Annotated in this window: 9 protein-coding genes; 1 reads left to right on the top strand and 8 read right to left on the bottom strand. The window is 43.3% G+C overall.

Going from position 1 to position 17,023, the window contains the following annotated elements:
• From KME09_10750 to KME09_10715, 8 genes are all read right to left on the bottom strand, one after another.
• On the bottom strand, positions 1-668 hold a 668-nt coding region (locus KME09_10750; GenBank protein ID MBW4534401.1), incomplete at its 3' end, for a hypothetical protein.
• A 160-nt stretch (positions 669-828) separates the two neighbouring features.
• Positions 829-1,401, bottom strand: coding sequence for a cupin domain-containing protein (locus KME09_10745; GenBank protein ID MBW4534400.1), 573 nt, complete (start codon positions 1,399-1,401; stop codon positions 829-831).
• Between the two features lie 59 nt (positions 1,402-1,460).
• The gene (locus KME09_10740) at positions 1,461-1,913 is read right to left on the bottom strand and encodes a cupin domain-containing protein (protein MBW4534399.1); all 453 of its coding nucleotides are present in this window, start codon (positions 1,911-1,913) and stop codon (positions 1,461-1,463) included.
• 78 nt (positions 1,914-1,991) lie between these two features.
• Complete coding sequence (locus KME09_10735; protein MBW4534398.1) at positions 1,992-2,717, bottom strand: alpha/beta fold hydrolase; 726 nt, start codon at positions 2,715-2,717, stop codon at positions 1,992-1,994.
• Positions 2,718-2,734: 17 nt separating this feature from the next.
• A complete protein-coding gene (locus KME09_10730; protein MBW4534397.1) occupies positions 2,735-3,316 on the bottom strand; it encodes an ester cyclase in 582 nt (193 codons plus the stop codon).
• A gap of 81 nt (positions 3,317-3,397) precedes the next feature.
• Positions 3,398-3,976 (bottom strand): hypothetical protein, encoded by a 579-nt coding sequence (locus tag KME09_10725; GenBank protein MBW4534396.1) that lies wholly within the window; start codon positions 3,974-3,976, stop codon positions 3,398-3,400.
• A 95-nt stretch (positions 3,977-4,071) separates the two neighbouring features.
• Positions 4,072-15,333, bottom strand: coding sequence for a DNA/RNA non-specific endonuclease (locus KME09_10720; GenBank protein ID MBW4534395.1), 11,262 nt, complete (start codon positions 15,331-15,333; stop codon positions 4,072-4,074).
• On the bottom strand, positions 15,330-16,268 hold the full coding sequence (locus KME09_10715; GenBank protein ID MBW4534394.1) for a hypothetical protein: 939 nt from the start codon (positions 16,266-16,268) through the stop codon (positions 15,330-15,332). The genes KME09_10720 and KME09_10715 overlap by 4 nt, the downstream gene beginning before the upstream one ends.
• Here KME09_10715 and KME09_10710 point away from each other — a divergent pair.
• On the top strand, positions 16,176-16,802 hold the full coding sequence (locus KME09_10710; protein MBW4534393.1) for a pentapeptide repeat-containing protein: 627 nt from the start codon (positions 16,176-16,178) through the stop codon (positions 16,800-16,802). The two genes, KME09_10715 and KME09_10710, sit on opposite strands and share 93 nt — an antisense overlap.
• Positions 16,803-17,023: the final 221 nt, after the last annotated feature.

The raw sequence follows: 17,023 nt of genomic DNA, 5'->3' as shown, positions 1-17,023 counted from the left end.
AAATCGCGATCGAGGTTCGTATGAATATATTCGATCGCCTCCTGCAACTGAACGCGAGTTAAGCTTCTATTTTGGGATGTAATGGTGCGCGTAAAGGTGGAATAGTGGCGCAGCAGATGAATGACTAGAACTTGAGTTAAGGATTCGACATATAATCGTCCCATCATGCCACCTGACTGTAACTCAGCTAAAAGCAGCATGGCGACTTGATGAAGCTGTAAATCTTGCTGACCAAAACATCTCACGAGGTCGAGCCGATCTAGATAGATTTCGGCAGCTTCAACGACTTGTCTGATCGACTCAGGCTTTAAGTGGATGTTCAGCATTGGACGGTAGGTATCACTTCCTTTGCAGAGCCAGTAGCTCGGTTCCCCAGCAGGAATAAAGGTGCTGTCACCTTTTTGAAGAATTGATTCATGCAAGCGAGCGTCCCGCTTTTGAGACAAGGTAACGGGATTTACTAGCGGTAAGTTGAACCAATGGTCTGAGGTGGCAGGACGGTCAAGTTCATTTGGATTTAGAGGATTTGGAGAATATTGATACTGCTCGACCAAGATCCCATTCCAGTCCATCTGTCGACTTGATGACACTAGAGTTCTACGCATCTGTTGGTCGAGTTCGATTGTCGGGCTGACAAGTTTCCCCGTCAAGGATTGTGTTTCCTGCATTTGGCTTACCATTTTTTTGACCAAGTACACCTCCTATTGAGGATACATAGTCGATCACTGCCAAAAATCATACTTTTGAGAGAGATCCTAACTTGTTCGACTGCGCCCATGAGACCGTATTCTGCATTATTGACTGGGACATTAATGCGATCGCCGTTTATTATTCGCTCTTCTCCAAGTTAGCTCCAAATCCTGGGTAGTGCGACAGTTCCTTAGCAATTTCTTCTGGCGACAGAAAACGAACACCATTTGCTTCACCCAGGCTGATAGCCTGACTGGGATCGTCCATTAGATATGTGACTGCTTCAGTGGGAAGATTCATGCTAGTTGCAGGTTCGGCCATTTGGATGAAGTAGCGATCCAGCCCAACTGCGCGATCGCCCACTGCTTGAACCAGGATCAACATTCGCAGATGTGGGGAGCGGATATAAAAAGCGTGTGGCTTGCCTTGCGGTATGAAGACCACTTCCCCTGGATGCACCATCAAGACCTTATCTTCGCAGTAGACCTCGATCGCGCCCTCCAGCAAGTAAAACGTCTCATGCTCCCATTCATGAAGATGAGGGGGTGGTTCATTGCCTGGTTTCGCCTGAATCTCCATCAAGGCGAAGCGACCTCCTGTGTCCTCACCTCTAACCAGGAAGGACATTAGATTTCCCATGTAAAACATGGTCGAGTCGAGCGCAGAGGTGCGCTTATATGCTGTTAAAGATGTCAATTGAACTGGTTCCATGATTCTGTTTTATTATTAATGTTGTGGCAAAAATTGCTTCTTTACTGTTTGCAATGGATTTACTCCGTTTTTGGAGCAGTGGAGGGCAAAGTTCCAGGCGGCCCTAAAATCTCGTCGCCGATCTCGGCAGAAATACGCTCGAACAGTTCCATATCGGGTGTTTCTTTCTTCTCCTGCGTACCCACTGTTGTAATCAGCCGAGCAAAGGCACTGGGGGCAGCAAAGACCAATCCACGCGCTGGATAATCGCCGAGCGCGCCAACGACATGAGGTATACCAACTGGAATCAGAAAGTTTTCACCCGTGCTTAGTACAAGCTTGTTTCGACCTGCCCAGACTGTAAACTCTCCTTCAATCACGTATAAATGTTCCCAATAACGGGTGTGGCGATGGAGAGGTGTTTGCGAACCAGGTGGAAAGTATCCTTCGATTAGATCGTAATGTCCGACCGTCGTGGTGCGATCGGCAAGGATGGTAAGATGAGAACCAAAAAACCAGAAAGATTCCATCATGAAATTGCTCCTGTCGAGTTAATGTGTAATCGCTGTGACCGATCTAATATTTCCGTTTTTTACTGTTGCCGATTAATCTTAATCGCGTCCTGCTGCGATAATTTTTGCTGCTAAACCGCCAGGATTAGAAAACATTACCTCATGACTCCCTGGCATTTGTACGAACCGAAATAATCCTAAACGATTGGACATTCTCGGATGCCAACCCCACTCGCCTTGAGGAAGTGCAATATCTTCACTACAGTAAAGGTAACTCTTGGGAATGGGCAGCGAGTAAAACTGTTTTAAGTCCAACTTGTCAATGAACGGTTGATAGGGTTGAGACGATAATTGTGCATAACTAGATTTAGCTAGTTCGAGATCGGCATCATTAATAAATACTTCGCGCCAAACATCGAAAGGCATCGTCATTGTATTATCGTCTGATTCTTTCGCTAATCGATCCATTAACTGTTGCAGATGCGGTGGTAGGTTATCTCTAAGACTTTCACCGTCGTTGAGAACAAAGGCATCCAAGAAGATTAGCCGTCGAATGCGATCGCCAATCGCTTCGGCAACTTTAGCAATAATCATACCTCCGAAACTATGTCCTAACAGGACGATATCAGTTAAGTCTTTGCTAACGATATAATCTGCTATCGATTGCATACATTGGGCGTGGTTGACATTTTTATTCACACCTTTACCGTTTCCAGCAATTGTAGGAGCAAAAGCCTGATGTCCTTTCGCTTCTAAATGTTGGATGATCCCTTTCCAAGCAGAACCATCATGCCATGCGCCATGAACTAAAACAAAAGTTGACATTGGATAACTCCTATTATTTAGTCGCGATCGATTAGTGCGTTTGAGGGCAATTTTGGATCGAGTGCCTTACGCGCGCTGTCAACGCCCACAACGGGTAACGTACCAGGATCGAGCAAGCCAAGTTGAACCAAGACACTCGCTTGATCCCAGTAGATGTGTTCGTGGGCTAGCTTGTCGTCAAGGAACTGAACAATCGCTACCACTGCCACTTCAACCCGTTTTCCTGTCGGAGCAATGCCAGGTAGCATCCAATCTATTTGAACGGTATGAGTGAATTTAAGCACCATTTCATCTACGAGGCGATCGTTTCCAATCGTGCGCGAGATCGGAGTCAGTTCGGTGTCTGGTGCCATCTGTGGAATAAAGTATTTAGAATAAAACTCGCGCAGTGCTGGTTTCCCGACTCCCCCAGTCATTACTGGAATATTATTAACGTAAGCATCCTCAACCATTGTGGCGAGGGTATCTTCAGTGTTGTGAGTGTCAAACTCGTACCTCAAATGCTCTTCCCAGAGTTCTTGCAAAAATTCCTGGGCTGGTGTCAGGTTAGTAGTTGTTTTTCTATTTGCTTGTTCGTCTACAGTTTGTTTGTTGACCATAATTGGATTCTCTTGGTTATATCTATCCTTAGTGTATTGATTTCAAATGCTTGAGTTCTTTCAGATTCTTACAATGATTTATCAGATTCTTATGGTGAAGGACAAATCTACTTTGGTGTCATTCCAGTGAATTGCTTGAACTGCAAGCTCTAAACGCTTCACTCCTTCGGATAAAAAGGCAGTTTCAGCTCGATCGCTCCGATCCCGATCCCGATCCACATCAATTAGGGGTGTCGATGAAAGCGTGAGGGCAAGGCGATCGCCCAAGGTCGCCACGCCAACAATCCGCCCGACCACACCTGTAAAAGCATGGAATTGGAGTGCTTCAATTCGAATGTCGCCGTACTGTTGAGCCATATCGATGCGACCGAGATTCGTGACGGTCAGTTGACAGGAATATTGCGATCCCACTTCTTCAACCAAGGCGGTGGCATCGGTGTAATTCGCCATCATGGGTTGTAGAAGTTGGTACTCCTCGACTAACTGCTGGGCAATGTCAATTTGTGAGAGTTGAGATTTGACCGATCGCGCAACGTCCCAAAACGCGGAATCCGCCTGAAGGGAATGAGTCGTCATACATATGCCAATATAAAGCCCAACTCCATCTGACATCGGTAAGGATAGCTGCGATCGCACATTGACAGGATGTAAACATCGCATCACATCGCTGGATTTAGCATCTTGCTGAGTGACCCCCGTTTAGACTAAAAATAATCATTAGAAAACAATTCAGCCTGTTTTTAACAGCTAAATCATCAAACTAAATTTAGAAAATTACTTTGGTCATTGACCTTAAATTTTCGGTCGTGTTTTTTTGGTTTTCCAATTCCTGAATAACTTGTTGGCTTTGACCATAAACAGCAATTAGAGCGTATTCTCATTAACTTGTAGTCGCCATTTTTAGTAAAGGTGTGGGTAATATGCGAATCTGTGCCAGTGGCAGTTTCACCATCACCGAAGTCCCAAGTATAGGTAAGCTCGTCCGAGCCTGCATCAGTTGCGATCGCCTTTAATGTAACTTCATCTCCTTCGGTAATGCGATCGGGTATATTAATTTCCGTAATCTTAGGTGCAGCATTTTTCACCTCAACAGTCACTGTAGCTGGTTCTGATGGTTGTCCATCATTGTCTTGAACTACATAGGTGAAGCTATCTTTGCCGACAAAGCGATCGCTGGGCGTATAAGTCACAGTACCGTCTTGGTTAACCCGAACAGTACCATGAGCAGTAGCACCCCCCAAATCCCCAAATCCCCAAGTCCCTAAACCCGTTCTTACCTGGACTGATTCGGGGGTAATTGTGCCATCATCATCGCTATCATTGGCCAGGATCTCGATGACTTTCGCTTCACCCTGAATGGTGGTAGCGGTGTCGTCTACTGCTGTTGGTGGTAACAGGTTTTGGTCGGAAAGACGGACATCATCGATTACCACGCGGCTATCTACATCGCCAAAGCCTAGAAGGTCGAAGTAAAGGGTGGCTTCTGTACCAGGGGTGAGGTTTGAGATATCAATGGTAACAGTGCGGGATTTGTCGAGGTTGATGAGTTCTCCTGATGTTGCCCCGCCAATTCTTACTTGGTCGCTAAAGTAAGCAGTGCCGTCGTTTTGAATGTTGAGTAGTGAATCGGTTTCGGTTAAATCGTTGTCAGTAACAAGAGATTCATGGGTATTGGCATCAAGCAAAGCGACTTCAAAAGCATCTGGAGGAGCTAATTCACTTGCTCCCAATTCTGTTTCAATTAACTTAAACTGAATTGTTTTGGCAGATTCAGTCACGGTAAAGGTTTGGCTGAAGTTGCTTAAAAATGGTGAGTCTTCAGTTAGTACTGCTTGACCTGATTCGATCTTGCTATCCCCACGAGTGTTCCAAGCATAGGTATTATTGGTGGTGTCGGAGATACTGAAGTCTCCATTAGTAATACCGAGTAAAGGAGCTGAGGTTAGTTTGGCAAGTAATTCTTCACCCGCTGGCTTGTTGCCATTTCGCTCAAATTCAGTGGCAATTAGTGATTGTAGTATTTGTACATCCAACTCAGAAGGAAGTTTCCGCATTCCTGGTGCCAGGTGGGTATTCAGCAAGTCATAGGGATGGGTTTGTTTGTCTAGGTGTTCGCCATCGAGGGTTGCGGTGAAATCATCGCCGATGAATTTGGTAGTACCGTTTTTGGTGGAAAGGCGATCGTCGTATCCTTGATAGCCATCGATGAAGCCATAGAGATGGGAAAGTTCGTGGAGAACTGTTGTGAGTAAATCGTATTTGCCATTTGCTTCTGATTCCGCAGCAGCAAGTAGGTAACTATCTGTGTTTTTGGTGGTGAATTCTGAGTTATCTAATGGTGTTTCGTCAATGAACCAGCCGACACCATTGGCATCGCGATCAATGAGGATTGTTCCTGCGTTGGGTACTCCAGAAGAGTCGAAGCCTATGATGGTTGCTTCGGCTAGTTGTCCTGATGGTAGGTCGGTGATTTGGAAATCAACATCTAGCGATGTTTCTGATTTGAGTAAGTTTGACCAGATCTTAATTGCGCTATTATTAATTTCATTAATTATTTGGGGAGTTGAATTATGACTGCTGAAGAATTGCTCAGAAGGTACGCTGCTGGTGAAAGAAATTTTAGTGGAATCTCCCTGCGAGGGCTTAACTTCAGTGACTGCGACTTGAGTGGGATCAATTTGAGTAACGCCGATCTTTCTATGACTGGATGGGAAGGAGCCAATCTTAGTGGTGCTGACCTTAGTGGTGCTATCTTCCATGATGGAGGACTCAATGATGCTATCTTGATAAGAGCCAATCTCAGTAGGGCGCGCCTTCAGGACTGTGCCTTGAGTGGCGCCAACTTGACTGATGCCTGTGTAGAGGAAACTCAGTTTGGGGGTGAACCTTGCCTGGATGGAGCTAATTTGACCGGTGTTGATTTGAGTAAAGCCTCGATTTTTCTTCCTGGAGGAATCGATAATCCCAGAATTAGTGGTGCTATCTTGTGTGATACTACTCTCCCCGATGGAGGAAACTGGACTATTTGACTCTTCAGCTAATAGAGAACCAGAAAAAGGAATTATGGGAAACCCAGTAGGAGAAACTGAACCAGTATAGCTAGTTTGCTCAATTTGTTTCTCCAGCTCATCTGGCAAATTTGAGAGCAAATCCAAACCAGTTGATGCTTCAATTTCGTTAATGGTAGTAATCCAGGTATACCACTTTGTAGGATCTGGAGAATCTGGGTCGTCTGGAATTGGAACAGGTCTCTCATTAGGAATATTAACAGCAATAATTGGAGTGTCGATATCTATATTTTCGATTCTTTCTCCTGGTTTGAGTGCTACTATTACCTGCCATATTGATTCAGGCGTATTAATTCCGTGAACTTGTTCTAGTGGAGAATTAGGAATCGTTCCCGCTCCACCTGCTGTAATATAAAGATTCCAACCACGCTCGGCAACTTTATCCGTGAATTCTTCTAATTTAAACCACGAACCTCCAGACTGATTAACTTTAAAATGTTGAGGCAAGAGGTTAGTAGTCAAAAATGTAGATAATATATCTTTGACACTTCTATCTCTATCTCTAACAGGAATCAAATGCCCTCGATCATAACTTGAATCAGCTCTATAATCTGTAGGAATTGTGGTTGTTAAACCACTAGGCAATGTAGGATCAGATATCCAAGGATAATCTGTTTCTCCATAAGGATAGTCAGTATCGAGTCTTGCTTCCTCTGCGCCTGGTCGAGAGACATTTCCAAGCCAACTTGGATTAACTTGCCAACTAACCCAATTGGAACCTTTTTTGTCTTGGTTATACGACAAGCTATATTGTGGTTTTTCAATTAAGAAGTTATCAGCAAAAGATAGATCAGTTCTAGGTTTTTGCTCATTTAAAGTAGGCAATCCTAACATCAAGTCTTTACTCTGGAAGAAAACATCATCAAGATAAATTGGATTTCCACCATCTAATTGAAAAGATAAAATGGCAGTTTTACCTCTCAAATTGTCTGGTATATCTAAGGTAAAGGTTTCAAATCCTTGTGTTCCATAACCAATTTTACGAGTATTCTCTGAATATGCTAAAGCACTGTTTATAGCTGGTTCTAAAAAGATTGCTGTTGAAACTCCTGCTGCGCTTCCATCGGCTGCTTGAAGTGTTACTTGTAGTTGTCCTCCATTAATATTCGGAGTATGAAGATCGAACCTCAACGCACCCCAATCAGGAACAACAAAGCGGTTGTGAACAATACTGTCACCACCATCCATCTTAAGAGCAAAATTGGGTTGCGTTTCGCTATAACCTACTTGACTACGGTAATCATCGCTTAGAGTATGAATACTCTTCCAATCAACCAGATTTTTGATACTGACACCATACTTAAGATCGCCAAAACTACCTACATCAAATTGATCTAATCTGCCATTGTGATAAGACCAACCAGCAATGGCCCCACCCCAGGCATTGCGAACAGTATTACTTCTAAAGCTTTCTTCATTGCCACTAAAAGAAGTATCAAAGTTGCCGTTAAATAGAGTCGGAACGGCAAAATCGCCACGCTGTCTGGGTGCAAAAGTATTGTCAAAAGCTGGTGTCACTGTCGAGCGACGACCATCTGGTCTTTCTCCTCCATTAAGGTAGGAGTAATACCAACCAGTGCCAATACCCTCTTCAGAGTCATATTCATCTGGAGTATCATTTGGGTTGTTGCCAGATGAGTACCACAATGGAGCATTTACATCTAGTTGAGAATCGTACCATTTGTCTAGGTTGACCTCGCCCTTCTGATTTTGAATTTCAATTCCGTCCTCTTCATACACAAACTCATTATCAATACTGGTTAATGCTTGATCTACCGTACCTGTGTACCATGCCAAGGTTGCCGAGTGCGCCCCGCCGATGGGATACTTAACCACCGCTTCAATGCCTTTGAAACCTCGAAAATCTGAAAGATCCAAGTTCACATCGGCAGCATTGCTATAAGGAGACGGATTGATGTTGACAAGCTCACGACCATTGGGAGTTAGATTAAGCGGATTACCAGTATTAGTAGTTTGATAATAATTATCGGCGAAACTAACATTGTCCCAAACCTGAACTCTTGGTTCTTGAAAATCAGAATAATCTAGGTCTTCGCGACTAAATCTAGATATTTTTGAGGCATATTTAAGAATTTCTTCGGCAATTTTTCGTGTCAAAGGATCTTTAGCTAAATTCTTGGATAAAGCCAGTGCTTTATCAAAAAGCTCTCCTACTGGTATATTCAGACCCTCTTGCGCAAAATCATGAGGATCTATGGTGGTCATCTGAAGATCGCCAGTATTTTCGATTCTCTTGCCATTTTCGTCAGCTTCAAAACCACCAGCAAGAGGATAGTAAGTTCCTAAACGTTGAATGATTTCACTATTAACAACTGTACCTCGACTAAAACCAATAAAGTGCATCGGCGAATTAAATAAATTCCCTTGTTCACGACGCAAATCGCCATTATCTTTATAAATCCCGTCACCAGGAGATACATCGTCGCCGACTTTAACTTTTAATACTCGATCAAGTTCTACCATCGAAGCAAAGAAGGCATCAGCAGCACCTTCGGTAAAGCCAGAATCGGGAACCGTAGATTCTCCATTGGTAGACCACTCTGTCAGCAGGATAATTGGTCGGTGTTGGTATTGAGTGTTAATCACATTGCCCAACAACTTCATGTAACCAGGTTCTTCTGGTTTTAATCCGTTGGTTAAGTCCGTGTTATCTCTCCAACCAAATACTTCATCCTTTTGAACAGGTACCCAATTACCTGTCGGTTTGTCATAGCGTAAGATCAGACCTTCCTTATCTTCCCCATGAATACCAACAATTTTCTCGGCCATTTGGTAACTTGATTCGGGAATTCCCTCATGCTCTCCAGGGAAAGGAATTAAGTTAAAGCCATGAGTAATCACAGTCACGCTACTAAAAGGACGGTCGTTAATGGGCGCAACAGTTTCAAACTCACCAGAGGTGTCTAAATTTACCTCTCCAGTGGCGGCGGTAGCTTGCACTGCCCAGTAGTAGTCTTCTCCTAAAGTTAGGGCTAGCTCATCGGGAATTGTCAACCTGGTTTTCGAGTTGGGGGGATTACCTGGAGTGCTGGCAATAACTGTTTCTCCATCACGCCAATACCAAGTTTTAGTATCTTTTTTCCAAGTAGCGGTGATGATCCGACCAGGATTAAAGTCATCAAATTCACCCCAAGGTTCTGTCAGCAATTTTTTCTTCTGCGCTACGCTCAATTCAGGTAGTAAAGTAGGATCTTTTAAATCTGCTAATTGATCCCAGGGTAATAATCCTTGATTTTTGGGAGTAGAACTAACAAAAAGATTGACCTCTTTGACATCTTCATATTCTTTGTCAAATTCCCATTCAAGAGTTGGAGTTAAATCTTGAGTTATGTCATCCTCGTCAACTGGTAGCAAGTTTAACCAGTTGCGACGAGTAGCATTAGCAACCGACCAAGGATTAAAACCAATAGTCAGAGGTGCGCGCTTGGATTCTTCGGGAACACCAAATTCGACATCATTTACATATTCAAGACCATTGAATCTAGTATATTTATCTTTAATTAGCTGTAAATCCGAGGCAATCGTAATCTTGGGATTAATATTGTCAATCGGCACACTGCTCAGATCGGCTTTAGTAGCAATTCTTTTGGTGGCTGGGTTAAATACGGGAGAAGCGATACCTCTGCCTAAATGATCGATTACGTTTCCACTAGGATCGTCAAGGGTCTTAATTATCTCCTCAACAGACCAAGCATAAACCCCGCCTACTCCTGGATAGGAAGCGAACAAGTATTTATCATCTCCAGAAATAGTAATACTGCTCGTCCAAGCATTTGGAATTGGTCGAGTGGCAGCAACTAACTTGGCATTTTCAGTTAAAGGATCGACAATAATCCCGACATTACTACCCGCTTTGGGCCCATCAATACTCGGAATTCCACTACCCATATTACGCGAATTAGCCCCAGCGACAAAGCCATACTTACCATCACTGGTAATCACTACATCTCTAGCCTCATTGACATCGAAATAATCCTGAGCCGAACCCAATCCCAAAGGTGTATAGCTCACGCTCGCAGCAAATTTAGTCGGGTCATCATTGGTAACTTTAATCCGACCAAAGCCCTTGTAATCCTCAAAGCGATTAGTGAAAACCATAACATGAGGATCTGGAGAGGCGGATATTCCCTCAATTCCTTTTTCCACTTCAACCGTGCCAATAATCTCATGCCATTTCTGAGTATTGGGTTCAAATTCTCCTGGTTGATCTTTTAATTCCTTCGGCTGATCTTGAGGATCGATATTGAATACATAAACTTTGCCTTCCCCTGCTCTACTATTACTAGTAGGGGCGCTGGCAAATAATTTCCTACCATCTTCGCTAATTGCTAAAGAACGTAATCCATTTTCTACACCAGCCAGATTAATTACTTCAATTACCTGATGATAAGTAGTAGATTTGGCATCGATATCAACGATGTATAGGGTTTCACTACGATAATCGCCAACATAGGCATAGCGGTCATCTGGAGAAATAACAATGGCATGAGGAGCAGCATTGACTGGTAATTTAATTTGATCGATGACATTTGGAGTTTCTGAGTTGGTGTCAACCTGCTGCAAACTCATCAAATCGATTAGAGCTAATTTACCTGAGTCTCGTAAAGACACATAAGCACGAGTAGCGTCATGAGTGGCAGCTAAATCTCTAGGTTCATCATCAAAAGTCCCGCCAGTACCTACAGGAATTTCAGCTAATAATAGATCTCTGCTAGTTAAATCACCTGTTTCCAATATTTCTTCGGGATTAAGAGCATTAAAGACACTAACTCGATCCTTGAATGCTTGTGGTGCCAGGGTTAAATCAACATCTTGAGGACTAATCGTAATTTTACTTTCGCTTTTATAAGGAACAGGCTTGATGGAATTAGGATTACTAGCATCTGTTAATTCCATCTGAGTTCTAGTTAAGCTAATCGCAGATTCAGATAAGACTACTGTTTGAGGAACTTTAATCGCAATTTGATAACGATTTCCTCCCAAAGTTTTACTCAAATCAGAAATCACTTCACCTTCGTATTCCTTTCCAGCGTATTCAAAAATTGGAGTTAAGTCAGCAAACGTTGTCTCAGAAACATTGGTATTTTCACCATCGATTAAGAAATTAGTTCCTGTTAAGTAAACAACTGGTTCTTCTGTTTCGCTAAAATCTATTTTGCCTTTTTCCAAAGCTGGCGCAAGGAACGGATTATTATCTTTAAAATAGGGGGTATCTAACTCTACGGTTGCACTTGGAACTCCTTGAGGATTGATGCTTACACCTGCGGTAGTGATTTTCGGTAAACTACCAATCTTAGGAATGGTAATAACTTCGACAGTTCTTAAATTCGCTTCAAAGAAGGTAGGAATACTAAAAATAGCACTGAAATTAGATGCCAGTACTCCTACCCCAGAGGTGACTACCGCCGTACCAGCCAGATTACTCGCTCCTGTATAAGTACCAAAACCACCATAGGTTTTACCAACTTTATATTCAAACTTAGGTACGCTAACAATATAATCATCGCCCTTTTTAATTCCAGGCCAAGGAGGAGAAGAAGTGCGGATCATCCCGTCATCACCGACAATTGCTGATTCTTGCACTAGCCAGATGGGATTCCAAGTACCCGTCGCATCGGGTAGTTCCCCATCTCGCATTAGGAAGACTTCTGTACCTGGTGCTAATCCCTCTGGTGCAGGGATAGCTATTTGAGCAGGAATTGCTAAATCTTCATCCCCTAATTCTAGATTAAACGCACCTATAACTTCAAATTTCTCTGGTAAAGGAGCAGTTAATTCGCTTTGCTCGATACTGGTAATATTAATTTCTGCTTTTTGGGCCAATGCACCTTCAGGAATCATCACCTGATAGCCTTCGCTATTCTCGACAATACCACCATCAGCATCCAACTCGGTTGCACCAAGATTAGAAGTTTCCACGTTGACGGGAATAATTGACTCAACACCACCATGAATGACAGTAACTTCTGCTTCTCCCTCCATAAGGGTGGTAATTAAACCATCTTCATCAACGCCGATCACCTCTGGATTATTGACAAAATAGCGCGTACCAGTAGTATCATCACTCAGATCTGGAGAATCAGTTTGACCCTCAATACCAACGAGAATTTGTCTTTCAACATCTTTGGTTAAGGTTACTGCATCGGGATAAACATCCAAACCGAAGTATTGAGCGATCGCTGTATTTAATTCGGCCTCAGTTCCTGGAATTTCTGTCTGACCAACTCTCGAAGCAGTAACAGCACTCAAACCATTTCGTTCGACACTGAATATGGTAGTACCATTACTCACACCAGTAACCGTACCGCGATCGCTTATAGTAGCTACCCCTGTCTTTTCAGTACGCCAAGTCAAATAATCCCCAGGCAGCACGACATCTTCTTGATCGGCAAAGTCAGCAACCACTTGCAATTCAACTTGCTCGCCTACCTCTAACTGGGGATTTCTTTCCACAAAGTCCAAGCTAGTTAAAGGTGCATCACTAACCTGAATCGACACAACCGCAGCATCACTTACCCCATAACCATCGTCGGCAAATAACTTAAAGGATGCCGTACCTGTATAACCCACATAGGGCTTAAAGATGGCACGAGAACCGTCGGGGGTAAAGATAACTTGACCATGTTGAACATCAGTAGCCTTAAAGAAAATGCGTTGCGAAGCCATGCCGTAAGGCTTATCGCCTTCTGGATCGTTAGCTAAATCCTTCAGGGGAATCTCAACGCTCAGATCCTCATGAGTTATAGCTTCTCCGTCAGTTACTACAGGAGCCTGATTATAACGGAAGCCATAGTTACTACCGAGTATTTGTAAGTCGGTCGCATCAATAGTGCGATCGCGATTAAGATCTAAGGTGCGATCGTAACCAGCATCCCCAGCCGACTTACCAATAGCATCGGTTACTAACTGACTATCAACACCGTTGACGGCATTATCATTATTTACATCCCCAGCAATACCAAGTTGCAGTTCATAATCACCATTAACGCTCAGTAAATTCAAACCTTCACGGTCAATCGCAAATAAAGCAAAACCATCAGTACTACTAACTGGTGTCAAACCTTCAATTACAGGCATCTCATTACTACCAGTATCGACACCCAAGAGGACAAAGCCAGTATTAGTCGATTTAAGCTCCGATTCCCTCAAGGCAAAGCTGTAAAGATTGGCTGTTGGGGAACTACCAGTAATTGTTTTGCCAGTAAAAGAACTAGCCGTACCTAAATCTTTCGTAATTGGTTTGACTACAGGGGTATCGAAGTAAGCAACAGCTTCACCCGTATCCCCAGCAATTAAATTCAATCCTTTTTCACCGTAGCTGTAACGAACAGAATCACCCAGGGAAAGATTTCTGACACTGATTAAATTACCAGCCTCATCATAGTCATAAATAACACTAGTGCCGTTAGGTGCAGTAATATTAGTTAACCTACCAGCTTCATCCGACTCAAACCGCACCATCTCTCCAGATTCAGGATTCAAGATACCGCTATCGCTATAAATCAACCGCGTGCCATTACTAGTAACCTGTTCTTGTAAAACCCCCTCGGCATTTAATTGATAAACAGTACCGTCACTATCAGTGAGAGTATAAGCAGAGGAGGCAGAGAGAGCAGAGGGATTATAGGGTTTGGCTGTTTGGAGATCGTAAAAGCGATCGCCAGCTTTACTCAACAGAACATCAGTAGATTCAAGTGTATAGTTAACTCCAGCATCAGCCACCCAAGCAGGATGATAGTAAGTCAAGCCTGTAATCTCTTCGGCTACGGGTTGGAAGGTAAAGCCGACTCGTTCGCCATCGGGAAGAGTTAAGTACAGTCTCGTACCAGTTTCAAATGGTTTGACTGCTTCATTCCCCGTACCACGAATCTCGACATCGGTTTCTAGGTCAAAATTCCAACTACTAGCCCAACCATTACCAAAACTACCCGATTCATTTCGCTTAGGGGAATCATAACGACGAGTTAGATCGATAGTAGTACCGTTAAAGTCAAGGGATAAATCAGTATCAACCCTTTGATATTGAGCCTTTTTATCATCGCCTTCAACTTCGACAATTATTTCAGTAGTAGAAGTCCGCCCTTTAATATCGGTAGCAGTTAACTCTAAAGTATAGAAACCATTACTATAAAGAGCAGGATCTAACTTGGCAATTACATTGTTATTAACATTGCCATAACCTGTAGCTAAGACTTCATCCTCTCCCTTGAGAGCAAGCGTCCACTCATCTAGATTGCGATCGCTAATTGTGGCCTTAATATCTGTAGCACGATCGAAGGCTTCACCATTTAAGCCCAAACCAAATGCCACCACAGGCTTGTCATTATCTTGAGGATCGCGCACCTTGAGGATTTCAGTCGTAGTCGCAGTACGTCCCGCAGCATCAGTAGCAGTAACTTCTATTTCCACCCTACCTGGTTGACTGGGAGTGTATGAACCTCGATTGCGACTATCTAAAGCTAATTCTTGACCATTGACCAGTACCTTAAGTTCTTTAATCTCAGTAAAGCTATCTGCTAAAGCATTAATAGTTACCTTTTGTCCTGGAATAGGCGCAAAGCTGGGAGTGAATTCTAAATTAACAACAGGTAGAGTTGGTTCGACTTCAACGCGAATTAAAGTATTTTTCTCAACTGTGTCTTTACCGTCAGATACTTGATAGGTAACCACATAATCCCCTACCTGTCCTGGAGATGGTTGCCATTTAACCAGTCCTGTTTCGGCATTTAATGTTGCACCTTCTGGTAGATTTGAAGAACTGTAGGTTAAGGTGGTTTCTGCATCAGGATCTTTACCAAAGAGCGTAAATTCTAATTCTTCACCCAAAGCTACTATCTGAGGCTTAACTGCAAGACTGGGTAGACGGTTGACATTGGCAACAACAATTTCAACTTCTTTAAGATCCTGACTACCATGACTATCAGTCACTGCAAACTGAAGGGTATACTCACCAGCCTGTCCGTAATTGGGCTTCCACTTAAATTCCCCAGAACGTGCAGACTGACTTTCGCCTCACTCGGACTACCTTCTGTAGGACTCCAAGTAATCTGACCAGACTGGTTGACTGACATTCCCTCTGGGGCATCGTAAAGCAGATAACCAACTACGCTGCCGTCTGGGTCAGAAGCTGCTACGTTATAGACGTAACTTTCTCCTGCGGTGGCAACAGTGATTGGTTCGGAACTGAAAACTGGAGCTTGATTGTTGGTGGGTAGAGTGTAAATACCTGGCTCAAATTCAAATCTCAGGTCATCGGGGTTGTAGATGGTGACTGTTTCTTCAGTAACTGATTCTCCCGACTTGAGAATACCATCGGGTAAGGAGTCACTGAGGTCGATAAAGTATGCTCCTGTATCACTAATACTGGTGTACTTACTGGGTTGGGCAGTTTCGCTGTTATTGCCCGATCGGAGTACTAGATTTAAGGGGAGGGAGAGGTCGTAGTCGATTGTATTAGTTAAAGAGATATCAAAGGAGATGGTCTGGTTTTGGCGATCGCTCCTGGTGTTGGTGAATTTTAGATCGACTAGTTCGCTAAAGTCGGAAACGGCGGTAAAGTCTACCTGATAGGGTTCTTTTAGGGTAATGCCATCTGGGTTAGTTAGATTGTCATCGACGATTAGTTCGTATTCACTAGCTTCAAAACCATCGAAGTATAGTGTAGCTGTATTGGTTTTTGGATTATATTCTACTGATTTAGGGTTGATGATTTCGGTGCCTGTTGCGAGTAAACTAGCACTGTTATCGAAGTTGTAGGAGGTTGAGTTATGATGACTGCTGAGGAATTGCTCAGAAGGTACGCTGCTGGTGAGCGGGATTTTACTGGTGTCGATCTCAGTGGTGTCGAGTTGATTGATGCTCAACTGACTGGAATTGACTTGCGAGATGCTAAGTTGATCTGTACCGATTTGAGTGGGGCTAACTTGAGTCGAGCTAGTTTGAGCAGAACTGATTTGAGTGGGGCTGACTTGAGTCGAGCCGATTTGAGAGAAATTTATCTCAGACAAGCCAGTTTGAGTGGGGCTGACTTGGTTGAGACTAACTTGAGTGGGGCTGACTTGAATTCCACTAATTTGATCGGTGCTAGGTTGAGAAAAGCCAACTTGAGTGGGGCTAACCTGAGTGGGGCTAATTTGATTAGAGCCATGTTCAAAGATGCTTTCTTGGAAGGAGCTAATTTCACCAGAGCCAATCTCACCGATGTTGATTTTACTGGAGCCAATCTGATAAGGGCTGAATTTTTTAATGCTAGCGTCGAATACGCTAATTTCACTAGAGCCAATCTCACTGGTGCTAGATTCTTCGATTTTGTGATAGATGTCTGGTGTGTTACTTTCAATAACACCATCATGACCGATGGTGTTATGCAACAAGGTTTGAAAATCTGGGGAGATTGAGTCTGAAGATAAAGTAGTTGAGTCGCTCAACAAAAATGCCGATAAATCAGAATCATCATATTGAAAATCTTTATTCGCTTCGATGCGATTTTCTACTTCATCAGGAAGATTAGATACGCTTATATGGAATCAAACTCAATAAAAAGCGATCGCTTTCTAAACAGTTAAAGTACCTGAAAAATTTTTTAAAAGCTACAGCCCCTTCGGGGCAAGCGCGAAGC

The organism is Pleurocapsa minor HA4230-MV1, from assembly GCA_019359095.1.
Taxonomy (GTDB): Bacteria; Cyanobacteriota; Cyanobacteriia; order Cyanobacteriales; family Xenococcaceae; genus Waterburya; species Waterburya minor.
The sequence above is the reverse complement of the archived record's forward strand: the minus strand, read 5'-3'. Positions and strand labels throughout refer to the sequence as shown.

Excerpts from the sequence above, each read along its gene's own strand:
- KME09_10745 (MBW4534400.1), bottom strand. The coding sequence starts at position 1,401 with ATGGAACCAGTTCAATTGACATCTTTAACAGCATATAAGCGCACCTCT.
- KME09_10740 (MBW4534399.1), bottom strand. The coding sequence starts at position 1,913 with ATGATGGAATCTTTCTGGTTTTTTGGTTCTCATCTTACCATCCTTGCC.
- KME09_10735 (MBW4534398.1), bottom strand. The coding sequence starts at position 2,717 with ATGTCAACTTTTGTTTTAGTTCATGGCGCATGGCATGATGGTTCTGCT.
- KME09_10730 (MBW4534397.1), bottom strand. The coding sequence starts at position 3,316 with ATGGTCAACAAACAAACTGTAGACGAACAAGCAAATAGAAAAACAACT.
- KME09_10725 (MBW4534396.1), bottom strand. The coding sequence starts at position 3,976 with ATGCGATGTTTACATCCTGTCAATGTGCGATCGCAGCTATCCTTACCG.
- KME09_10710 (MBW4534393.1), top strand. The coding sequence starts at position 16,176 with ATGACTGCTGAGGAATTGCTCAGAAGGTACGCTGCTGGTGAGCGGGAT.